At 55.7% G+C, this 1,308-nt stretch carries 1 protein-coding gene; it reads left to right on the top strand.

Annotation, left to right across the window (positions count from 1 at the left end; translation table 11 throughout):
* Nucleotides 1-345: 345 nt before the first annotated feature.
* The coding region (gene dinB, locus D8U69_RS18545) for a DNA polymerase IV (protein WP_130907871.1) at nucleotides 346-1,308 on the top strand (963 nt) is incomplete at its 3' end.

Genomic DNA, 1,308 nt, shown 5'->3' on the forward strand with positions numbered 1-1,308 from the left:
TCGGGTTATGAGCCCGACGAGCTACCAGACTGCTCCATCCCGCGTCTGTGTGGCGCATTCTATAGAGAATGGCCGGGGTGTCAACCCGTAGGATCGATAAAATCCGTTTTGCTTCAACTGCTTAGGTATTAAAGGAGACTCTGGATCGGGCTGCAGCCCAAGCCTGGCAAGGGTTCTGGCTCTATTGGTCGAGGCGTTTCGATTGAGAAAATAAATTCACCAAAGGTTTTTCCTACAGCTGCGTGAGAACATTCAGTACTACTGGTGCTATATACAGGTGTCGATGAGATACTGCCTGTCCTACACCGTGTGTCTCCCATTCTTCATCATGAACACCGCGTTGATATGACCCAGCGAAAAATCATCCACGTCGATTGTGACTGTTTCTACGCCGCCATCGAGATGCGTGATGACCCGCGCCTGGCCGGCAAGCCGCTGGCGGTGGGTGGCTCGGCGGATCGGCGTGGCGTGATCGCCACCTGCAATTACGAGGCGCGGGCCTACGGTGTGCGCTCGGCCATGTCTTCCGGGCATGCATTGAAGCTGTGTCCGGACCTGACCATCGTCAAGCCGCGTATGGACGCCTATAGAGAAGCATCGAAGGAAATTCATACGATTTTCCGCGATTACACCGAGATCATCGAGCCGCTTTCTCTGGATGAGGCTTACCTCGACGTATCGGACAGTGCTCATTTCGGCGGGAGTGCCACGCGAATCGCCCAGGATATCCGTCGTCGCGTTTCCAATCAGCTGCACATAACGGTGTCAGCAGGGGTGGCGCCGAACAAGTTTCTTGCCAAGATCGCCAGTGACTGGAAGAAACCCAATGGTTTGTTTGTCATCACGCCGGATCAGGTCGAAGACTTTGTCAGTGGATTACCGGTCAGCAAACTGCATGGGGTCGGCAAAGTCACCGCCGAGCGGTTGGGCAAGCTCGGCATCATCGATTGCTCACACTTGCGCGAGTGGGACAAGTTGGCGCTGGTGCGTGAATTCGGCAGCTTTGGTGAGCGACTCTGGAGCCTGGCGCGTGGGATCGATGATCGCCAGGTGCATAACGATAGCCGTCGGCAGTCCATCAGTGTCGAAAATACCTACGATGTTGACCTTCCGGATTTGCGCAGTTGCCTGGACAAGCTGCCGGAGTTGTTGGAAACCCTCAAAACCCGAATGGCGCGAATCGACAGCAGCTATCGGCCGGGCAAGCCGTTCGTCAAAGTGAAGTTTCACGACTTCACGCAGACCACGCTGGAACAGGCCGGGGCAGGGCGGGATCTGGGGAGTTATCAGCTGTTATTGACCCAGGCG

It is taken from the genome of Pseudomonas sp. Sample_16, from assembly GCF_004307665.1.
Taxonomy (GTDB): Bacteria; Pseudomonadota; Gammaproteobacteria; order Pseudomonadales; family Pseudomonadaceae; genus Aquipseudomonas.